Below are 8,525 nucleotides of genomic sequence, written 5' to 3'. Positions count from 1 at the left end.
CACGGCCGCGACCGCTGCGCCGAACGGCTGCGGCGCCCCGAGCGAGACGACGTGCGAGGGCCGCAGGCCCTCGACGAGCCGGCGCGTGGCGTCGTCGGCGTCCATGAGGACGACGGCGAGGTCGTCGGGCTGGCGCGTCTGCGATCGCAGCGCGCCGAGCGTGGCGCGAAGACGGTCGCCGCCGTGCTGCACGACGAGGACGGCGGTGACTCTGGGGAACATCGGGGACAGCCTAGGCGGCCGCCCCCGCGGCATCCGTCACCACTGCGGGCGTGCCGTGAGCGCGCACGGACCCGCCCGATCCGACGGTCAGCCGGCCTGTCGACGGAGCTTGCGGCGCTCGCGCTCCGAGAGCCCACCCCAGATGCCGAACCGCTCGTCGTTGGCGAGCGCGTACTCGAGGCACTCCGAACGGACCTCGCAGCCGGTGCAGATGCGTTTGGCGTCGCGCGTGGAACCGCCCTTCTCGGGGAAGAACGCCTCCGGATCCGTCTGCGCGCACAGCGCGTCGGTCTGCCACGCCAGTTGGTTGTCGTCGTCTGCGACCCCGCGAACCCCCGGTACGCCGAGCCGCACGGGGTCGACGAACCAATCCTCAGGTACCCCAGAACGATATTCAGGCTTGCCCATATCGTCTCCCACCCAGTTGTACCGACATCCCCGAGGGGTGTGTCTCACCAATTACACCGGTGTAATTCGGTGGCGTCAAGTCGCGAATGGAGAACCCTCAATACCGCGTCGAGGCTTGACACCGACCTCGACACGCTGGACGCGTGTCCGAGTCGTGATCGGGCTCACTCGACGGATGCCGCGCGGCGGGCCGACCACGCGCTGGCGACCATCTCGCCGAGCGTGTGGCGCATCCGCCAGTCGAGGTCGCGGGCGGCGAGCTCGCCCGACGCGACGATGCGCGCCGGGTCGCCCTCGCGGCGGGGCCCGACCTCGGGCGTGAAGTCGTCGCCGGTGACCCGTGCGACCTCGCGCATGATCTCGCCCACCGACACGCCGTCACCGGATCCGAGGTTGTAGACCGACTCGATCGGCTCGCAGGCGTCGAGGCGTCGTGCTGCGGCCACGTGCGCGTCGGCGAGGTCGGCGACGTGGATGTAGTCGCGCACGCACGTGCCGTCGGGGGTCGGGTAGTCGTCGCCGTTGATGCGCGGGGTGCGCCCATCGAGCAGGGCGTCGAAGACGAGCGGGAAGAGGTTGTGCGGGCTCGGGTCGAACACCTCGTCGGTGCCCGAGCCGACGACGTTGAAGTAGCGGAGCGAGGTGTGGCGGAGCCCGGTCGCGCGCGCCTGGTCGGCGAGCAGCCACTCCCCGATCAGCTTGGACTCCCCGTACGGCGACTCGGGGCGCTTCGGCGTGTCCTCGGTCACGAGGTCGACGTCGGGGGTGCCGTAGACGGCGGCGCTGGAGGAGAAGACGATGCGATCCACGCCGCTGGCGGCCATGGCGCCGAGGAGCCGCGCGGTGCCCGTGACGTTCTGCTCGTACGTGTGGAGGGGGCGTTGCACCGAGACCCCCGCGTACTTGAACCCGGCGAGATGGACGACGCCCCGGACGTCGTGCGCCTGCATCGTGTCCTCGAGCAGGGCGCCGTCGAGGATCGAGCCGTGGACGAACGGCGAGCCCTCGGGGACGAAGGTCCGCCGGCCGGAGGACAGGTCGTCGACGACGACCGTGTCGATGCCCCGGGCCCGGAACGCGCGCACGACGTGCGCTCCGATGTAGCCCGCTCCCCCGGTGACCAGCCAGCTCATGTCCCGCCTTCCGCCGCCGGAGCTTCCGGCGTCGTGACGATGCTAGCGGCCGGCGTCAGGCGCGTCGCAGCGGGGCCCGGTCGACGTGACGCACGCGGTCCCGGATCTCGGGGCGGCCGTAGCCGTCCGAGTCGAGCCGGAGGAGCGTCGCGACGACGCCCCACACCGCGAGACCGGCGAAGATCAGCAGCACGATGATGTCCATGGCAGAAATTCTGCGCCTTGCAAGATCCTGCCGACAGTGGCAGACTCGCCACTGATCGACACATTCCTGCCACACTGTGGCGGCATCCAGGAGGATCCGTGCTCCACACCATCGCGTGCATCGCCGTCCCGCAGATGGCGCCGTTCGAGTTCGGCGTGATCTGCGAGGTGTTCGGCATCGACCGGTCCGAACAGGGCGGCCCCACGTTCGACTTCCACGTCGTCGCCGCGGAACCCGGGCCCATCTCCACGAAGCTCGGCTTCGACGTGGTCGTGCACGAGGGACTCGAGGCCGCCGAGACGGCCGACCTCGTCGCCGTCCCCGCCTCGCTCATCGACGAGCCCGCCCACCCCGAGGTGCTGCGGGTCATCCGCGAGGCCGTCGACCGCGGCGCCTGGGTGCTGAGCGTCTGCTCCGGCGCCTTCACGCTCGGCCGCGCCGGCGTCCTCGACGGCCGCCGGGCGACCACGCACTGGATGTACACCGACCGCATGGCCGAGATGTTCCCCGACACCGTCGTCGATCCCGACGTGCTCTTCGTCCAGGACGGCAAGGTCGTCACCGGCGCGGGCACCGCCGCCGGCATCGACGCGGCGCTGCACATCGTCCGGACCGAACTCGGCGCGAGCGCCGCGAACATCGTGGCGCGGCGCATGGTCGTCCCGCCGCAGCGCGACGGCGGGCAGTCCCAGTTCATCCAGACCCCGGTCGTCGACGCCAGGAGCGACTCGTTCGCCCTCGTCACCGAGTGGATGCTCGAGCACCTCGACGAGGACCTCACGGTCGACCGCCTCGCCCGCAAGGCGCTCATGTCACCCCGAACCTTCGCCCGCAAGTTCCGCGCCGAGACCGGCACGACGCCGAACGCCTGGCTCAACCGCCAGCGGCTCCTCCGCGCGCAGCAACTGCTCGAGGAGACCGACCTGACGCTGGAGGAGATCGCCCGCGAGACGGGCTTCGGGGCCGCGGCCGTCATGCGCCACCACTTCGTGAAGACGCTGCAGACCACGCCGACGCAGTATCGGCGGGTGTTCGGGCCGCGACAGGTCGGCTGACGGCGAGCGGATGCCGCGGCATCCGTCGATCGCCCGCGTGATCAGGCCGGGGCCGGCGGCACCGTCGCCACCCAGGCGACGCCCTCGCCGGCGAACCCGAGCGACGACTCGTCGGGCGACGCGAACGCGGCCTCTCCGCGTGCGACGGCGATCGATCCGCTCGCGCCGGAGACCTGGACCCCGGCGCCCTCGGCGAGGACGATCGCGGGGCCGGAGAGGGCGATGCGCGCCGCGTCGTCCGCCCCCTCGACGCGGAAGAGCGTGAAGTCCGGGACGGGCGGGCGGTACTCGAGGATGCCGGGAGCCGCCTCGATCGGCGCGAGCAGCGGCGGTTCGATCGGCGCGAAGTCGAGCACCTCGATGAGCTCGGGCACGTCGATGTGCTTCGGCGTCAACCCGCCCCGGAGCACGTTGTCGCTCGCGGCCATCAGCTCGATGCCGAGGCCGGAGAGGTACGCGTGGATGTTGCCGGCGTCGAGGAACAGCGCCTCGCCGCGCCGGAGGCTCACCCGGTTCAGGAGCAGCGAGATCACGATCCCGGGGTCTCCGGGATACTCCTCGGCGAGGTCGAGCACGGTGCGGAACGAGGCGGCGAACGGAGAGGCGAGCGCCTCGTCGCTCGCGGCGAGCGCGGTCACGCGCTCGATGAGCCAGGCCGCTTCGCCGGTGTCTCCCCCGCGGCCGTCCTGGAGGAGCCAGACGACGCTCTCGCGCAGCGCATCGGGTCCGTCGAGCCGCGCGGCGAGCAGGTCGAGTGCGCCGGGCTGCGGTTCGGGCGACGCGGCGTCCGCGGCACGGAGGGCGTCGAGGACCCCGGCGACCTCCTCGAGCGGCCGGAACCCCGAGAGCGCCTCGAACGACTCGCTCACCGCCACGATGAGCTCGGGCTTGGCGAACGGGTCCCGGTAGTTGCGGTCGAAGGCGTCGATCGGGACGCCCTCGGCCTCTTCGCGTCCGAAGCCCACGCGGGCCTGGTCGGGCGTCGGGTGGGCCTGCAGCGAGAGCGGTCGCGCAGCGGCGAGCACCTTGAGCAGGAAGGGCAGCCGGGCTCCCTCCCGTGCGTGCTCCGGTCCGAGCGCGAGCGCGGGGTTCGCGGCGATCAGCTCGGCGAGATCCGTCGCACCCGCGGCATCCGCCTCGACCACCTCGGCGGGCGAGCCCGCGTGCGCCCCGAGCCACAGCTCCGCCTCCGGTGACCCGCTCGGCTCCACGCCCCGGAACTCCGCGATCGCCGTGTGGGAACCCCACGCATAGTCTCGAGGCGTGTTGCGGATCGCGACAAACATGCGGAGTGGGGTCCTTTCGCGGTTTGGCCCCAAACTACCAAGCACTCGGCCCTCGCCGAACGGCTGCCTAGGCTCGGGCCATCCCCAAGCCGAATGAGGAGCAGCCATGTCCTTCGAGCCGCTCGCGAGCGACTTCTACTCGTACGCGTCCCTGCTGACCGACCGCGAGCGGGAGGCGCTCGCGGCACTCCGGGCCTGGCTCGAACGCGACGTCCGACCGATCGTCAACGACCACTGGGAGCGCGCCGAGTTCCCCATGGAGGTCCTGAAGCCCCTCGCGGAGCACGGCGCGCTGTCCTTCGCGTGGGACGAGACGAAGCCCTTCGAGAACTCCGCGGTCTTCCGCGGGTTCGTGGCACTGGAACTCGCCCGGGTGGACGCGTCGGTCGGCACGTTCGTCGGCGTGCAGAACGGACTCGCGACCGGCTCGATCTCGATCGCGGGGTCGGAGGAGCAGCGCCGCGAGTGGATCCCGAAGCTCGCCGCCGGCGAGATCGTCGGCGCGTTCGGCCTCACCGAGCCCCTGTCCGGTTCCGACTCGGCCCGGGGCCTGCGGACCACCGCGCGTCGCGAGGGCGACGACTGGGTGCTGAACGGCGAGAAGCGCTGGATCGGCAACGCCACCTTCTCCGACATCACCGTCATCTGGGCCAAGGACGAGGCCGACGGCCAGGTCAAGGGCTTCATCGTGCCCACCTCGACGCCCGGCTACGAGGCCACCAAGATCGAGGGCAAGATCAGCCTGCGGATCGTGCAGAACGCCGACATCACGCTCACCGACGTCCGCGTGCCCGAGTCGCTGCGCCTGCAGAACGCGAACTCCTTCCGCGACACGGCGGCCGTGCTGCGCCAGACCCGCGCCGAGGTCGCCTGGGCGGCGGTCGGCACCGCGATCGGCGCCTACGAGGCCGCGGTCCGCTACGCGACCGAGCGCGTGCAGTTCGGCAAGCCGATCGCGGCGCACCAGCTCATCCAGGACCTGCTCGTGAAGTGCCTCGGCAACATCACCGCCTCGCTCGCCATGGTCGTCCGGGTGTCCGAGATGCAGGATCGCGGCGAGCAGCGCGACGAGCACTCCTCCCTCGCGAAGACGTACGCCACCGAGCGCATGCGCGAGACCGTCGGCTGGGCCCGCGAGGTGTGCGGCGGCAACGGCATCGTGCTCGACTACGACGTCGCGCGGTTCTTCGCCGACGCCGAGGCGCTCTACTCCTACGAGGGCACGCGCGAGATGAACACGCTGATCGTCGGCCGCGCCATCACGGGCGAAGCGGCGTTCGTCTGAGCCGTCGCGGCGGCCGGTCGGGTCCGGCCGCCGCGATACCCTTGTGCGCATGACCCACGGACGACGGCCGGTGCTCGAGAGCGCGTTCGCCACGTTCGTGTTCTTCACCGCGTTCGCCGGGCAGTTCTGGCGGAACCTCCTCGGCTGGTGGGGCTTCGGCGCGGTCGTCGCGGTCGTGCTGATCGGCTCCGTCTGGCTCTGGGTCGCCAGGCGACCCCGCCTGAGCTGGCGTCGGACGCCGAAGTCGACCCTCTTCCTCCTCGGGATCGCGACGCTCTCGCTCGCCTGGTCGCACTACCCGGGCGGCACCGCCCTCGGACTCGCGATCCTCTTCGTCACCACGATCGCCGCCCTCTCGCTCACGCTCTCGCTCGGGTGGCACGGCGTGCTCCGCGCGGTCGGCGGCGCGCTGAAGTGGGTGCTCGCGCTCTCGCTGCTGTTCGAGTTCTGGGTCGCGGTGTTCGTGCGCGAGCCCCTGCTGCCCAACTTCCCCGACTTCGACGCGTCGAGCGGGGACCTTCCCATGGCCTTCTACTGGTCGCGCGCCATGCTCTTCGACGGTGGGCCGATCGAGGGCATCGTCGGCAGTCGGAACCTCCTCGGCATGGCGGCGCTGATCGCCGCGATCCTCTTCGCCGCGCTGCTCGCGAGCGGAGGCATGCGCCGCGCCCAGGGCATCGGCTGGCTGGTCGTGAGCGGCACCGTCCTCCTGCTCACGCGGTCCGCGACCGTCGCGCTCGTCGGGGCGCTGGTGCTGGCTGCGTTCGGGTTCGCGATGTGGGCGCGCCGAGTCGGCCCCGAGCGCCGCCGAACCGTCTACGTCACCGCGGCCGCCGCGCTCGCGGCATCCGTCGCACTCGCCTGGCTGCTGTGGAGCGCCCTGCTCGACCTGTTCGGCAAGAGCGACGACCTGACGGGCCGCCTGGACATCTGGGAGTCGGTGATCGGACTCGCCGCAGAGCGCCCGGTGGTCGGCTGGGGCTATATCGGCTACTGGCAGCCGTGGGTCGAGCCCTTCGACGGGCTGGCGGTCCGCAACGGCGTCGAGTACCTCCAGGCGCACAACGCCTGGCTCGACGTGTGGATGCAGCTCGGCGTCGTCGGGCTCCTGGCCTTCGCCGCGATGGTCGTCGGCGCCCTCTGGCGGTCGTGGTTCCTCGCGGTCGACCAGCCCAGGGACGACCGCGGTCACCCCGTCGCATTCTCCGCGATCGCGCTCGTCCCGCTGCTGGTCCTGGTCGCACTGATCGGGCAGTCGCTCGCCGAGAGCCGACTGCTCATCGAGTCGGGCTGGATCCTGCTCCTCGCCATCACGTGGGGGACCAAGCAGCGGCAGTGGTCGCCCGAGCCGCTCCCGACCATGCCGCCGACCCGCTCGCCGAGGCGCTGGTCGCGCCCGGAGGTGCCCCGGTGAGGTCGGCCCTGCGCGAGTTCGCCGGCTCGGCGCGCTTCGCGCAGGCGGTGACGCTCATGTCCGTCGGGCTGGCGTTCTCGACCCACGCCGTGCGCGCCCTCGTCGGATGGCCCGGGCTCATCGCCGCCCTGGCCACGCTCATCGTGCTCGCCGGTCTCTCGCTCGTCGCCCGATGGCGGGCGGTCGAGTGGTACGGCATCCTCCCCCTGACCATCCTCGTCTTCGTCGGCTGGTGCGGGGCCTCCGTGATCTGGAGCGACACGCCCGGTCTCACGGTCCTCGGCGTCGGCTACCTCATCAGCTTCGGCGTGCTCGGGGTGTATATCGCGCTCATGCGCGACACCATCCAGATCGTGCGCGCCTTCGGCGACGTGCTGCGGGTCCTGCTCGGCGTCTCGCTCGCGCTCGAGGTGCTCTCGGGCATCCTGCTCGACCTGCCGATCGCCTTCCTCGGCATCCAGGGGAACATCGCCTCGCTGGGCCCGGTCCAGGGCATGTTCGGTTCGCGCAACATGCTCGGCTTCGTCGCGCTGATCGGCCTGATCACGTTCATCGTCGAGTGGCGCACGCGGAGCGTCCGTCCCGGGCGCGCGATCGCGTCCGTCGTGCTCGCGAGCCTGCTGCTCCTGTTCTCAGGCTCCCCCACGACCCTCGTCGCGCTCGGCGTCACGCTGGTCGCGCTCGCCGCGCTCTTCGGCCTGCGCCGCGTCTCGCCCGAGACGCGGTGGCGCTGGCAGCTCGCGCTGCTGATCTCCGCCGTGGCGATGCTCGTCGTCGGCTGGATCACCCGCATCCGCATCATCGAACTGCTCGACGCGCGCGGCGAGTTCGACGTCCGCCTCGACGTCTGGCGCGAGGTCTCCCGCTACCTCGCCGTGAACCCGTTGCAGGGCTGGGGGTGGGTCGGCCGGTGGCCGGACGCCGCGCCCTACGTCTGGGTCGAGCGCGGCGTCGGGCGAGCCCACTCGTCGGCGCTCAGCGCCTACATCGATGCGTACTTCCAGGTCGGGGTCATCGGCGCCCTGCTCTTCGCCGGGCTCGTGGGCGTCGCACTCGTGCGGGCATGGCTCCTGGCCTCGTCGCGACGCAGCGTCGTCTACCTGTGGCCGGCGCTCGCACTCGTGGCCGTCGCCGTCACGAGCTTCGCGGAGAGCTTCGCGCTCGTCGAGGGCGGCTGGATGCTGCTCGTCGTCTGCGCGGTGAAGGCCGCGCGCGACATGAGCTGGCGGGATGCGCTGGCGGGCACCTCGCCCGCGCGACTCGCGTGAGTCGGACCCGAGGTCAGACGGGCTGGACGAGGTCGCGCAGCACGTCCTGGGCGCCCAGCCCGTAGCGGGTGTACCGGCCGGTCCGCCACTCGCGCAGCACCGGACCGACCCGTCGGACACGCGCCTCGGGCAGGTCCGAGCGCGCGCGCTCGTGCGCGAGCTTGTCGCCCGTCACGGTCGCGACGAACTCCGGCGCGACCCTCCGGGCGCGCTCGGCGATGCCGGGGAGCCGCTCGGCGAGCGCGACCG

9 protein-coding genes and 1 pseudogene are annotated in these 8,525 nt (G+C 71.8%); 4 read left to right on the top strand and 6 right to left on the bottom strand.

The window, feature by feature from the left end; all coding sequences use genetic code 11:
- From ESO86_RS07265 to ESO86_RS18690, 4 genes are all read right to left on the bottom strand, one after another.
- On the bottom strand, positions 1-222 hold a 222-nt coding region (locus tag ESO86_RS07265; RefSeq protein WP_207207050.1), incomplete at its 3' end, for a hypothetical protein.
- Between the two features lie 87 nt (positions 223-309).
- Positions 310-630, bottom strand: a complete 321-nt coding sequence (locus ESO86_RS07260; RefSeq protein WP_129234301.1) for a WhiB family transcriptional regulator — start codon at positions 628-630, stop codon at positions 310-312.
- Between the two features lie 164 nt (positions 631-794).
- Positions 795-1,763, bottom strand: a complete 969-nt coding sequence (gene galE, locus ESO86_RS07255; protein ID WP_129234300.1) for a UDP-glucose 4-epimerase GalE — start codon at positions 1,761-1,763, stop codon at positions 795-797.
- Between the two features lie 55 nt (positions 1,764-1,818).
- Positions 1,819-1,968: a hypothetical protein gene (locus ESO86_RS18690; RefSeq protein ID WP_155051933.1), complete on the bottom strand. Its 150-nt coding sequence runs from the start codon at positions 1,966-1,968 to the stop codon at positions 1,819-1,821.
- A gap of 98 nt (positions 1,969-2,066) precedes the next feature.
- On the opposite strand from ESO86_RS18690, the gene ESO86_RS07250 reads away from it, so the two are divergent.
- Positions 2,067-3,023: a GlxA family transcriptional regulator gene (locus ESO86_RS07250; RefSeq protein ID WP_129234299.1), complete on the top strand. Its 957-nt coding sequence runs from the start codon at positions 2,067-2,069 to the stop codon at positions 3,021-3,023.
- 41 nt (positions 3,024-3,064) lie between these two features.
- Here the strand turns inward: ESO86_RS07250 and manA are convergent, their stop codons facing one another.
- Positions 3,065-4,309: a mannose-6-phosphate isomerase, class I gene (manA, locus tag ESO86_RS07245; protein ID WP_129234298.1), complete on the bottom strand. Its 1,245-nt coding sequence runs from the start codon at positions 4,307-4,309 to the stop codon at positions 3,065-3,067.
- A gap of 106 nt (positions 4,310-4,415) precedes the next feature.
- On the opposite strand from manA, the gene ESO86_RS07240 reads away from it, so the two are divergent.
- The 3 genes from ESO86_RS07240 to ESO86_RS07230 are packed head-to-tail and all read left to right on the top strand — an operon-like array spanning position 4,416 to position 8,276.
- The gene (locus tag ESO86_RS07240; protein ID WP_129234297.1) at positions 4,416-5,594 is read left to right on the top strand and encodes an acyl-CoA dehydrogenase family protein; all 1,179 of its coding nucleotides are present in this window, start codon (positions 4,416-4,418) and stop codon (positions 5,592-5,594) included.
- Positions 5,595-5,643: 49 nt separating this feature from the next.
- The gene (locus ESO86_RS07235; protein WP_129234296.1) at positions 5,644-7,008 is read left to right on the top strand and encodes an O-antigen ligase family protein; all 1,365 of its coding nucleotides are present in this window, start codon (positions 5,644-5,646) and stop codon (positions 7,006-7,008) included.
- Positions 7,005-8,276 (top strand): O-antigen ligase family protein, encoded by a 1,272-nt coding sequence (locus tag ESO86_RS07230; RefSeq protein ID WP_242492253.1) that lies wholly within the window; start codon positions 7,005-7,007, stop codon positions 8,274-8,276. Before ESO86_RS07235 ends, ESO86_RS07230 begins: the two co-directional genes overlap by 4 nt.
- A 13-nt stretch (positions 8,277-8,289) precedes the next feature.
- Here the strand turns inward: ESO86_RS07230 and ESO86_RS18685 are convergent.
- Positions 8,290-8,525 (bottom strand): annotated as a pseudogene (locus ESO86_RS18685) (glycosyltransferase family 2 protein); the annotation flags it as partial.

Origin of the sequence: Agromyces binzhouensis (assembly GCF_004135055.1) — a bacterium.
Lineage (GTDB): Bacteria > Actinomycetota > Actinomycetes > Actinomycetales > Microbacteriaceae > Agromyces > Agromyces binzhouensis.
The sequence above is the reverse complement of the archived record's forward strand: the minus strand, read 5'-3'. Positions and strand labels throughout refer to the sequence as shown.

Excerpts from the sequence above, each read along its gene's own strand:
- ESO86_RS07235 (WP_129234296.1), top strand. The coding sequence starts at position 5,644 with ATGACCCACGGACGACGGCCGGTGCTCGAGAGCGCGTTCGCCACGTTC.
- ESO86_RS07260 (WP_129234301.1), bottom strand. The coding sequence starts at position 630 with ATGGGCAAGCCTGAATATCGTTCTGGGGTACCTGAGGATTGGTTCGTC.
- ESO86_RS18690 (WP_155051933.1), bottom strand. The coding sequence starts at position 1,968 with ATGGACATCATCGTGCTGCTGATCTTCGCCGGTCTCGCGGTGTGGGGC.
- ESO86_RS07240 (WP_129234297.1), top strand. The coding sequence starts at position 4,416 with ATGTCCTTCGAGCCGCTCGCGAGCGACTTCTACTCGTACGCGTCCCTG.
- galE (WP_129234300.1), bottom strand. The coding sequence starts at position 1,763 with ATGAGCTGGCTGGTCACCGGGGGAGCGGGCTACATCGGAGCGCACGTC.
- manA (WP_129234298.1), bottom strand. The coding sequence starts at position 4,309 with ATGTTTGTCGCGATCCGCAACACGCCTCGAGACTATGCGTGGGGTTCC.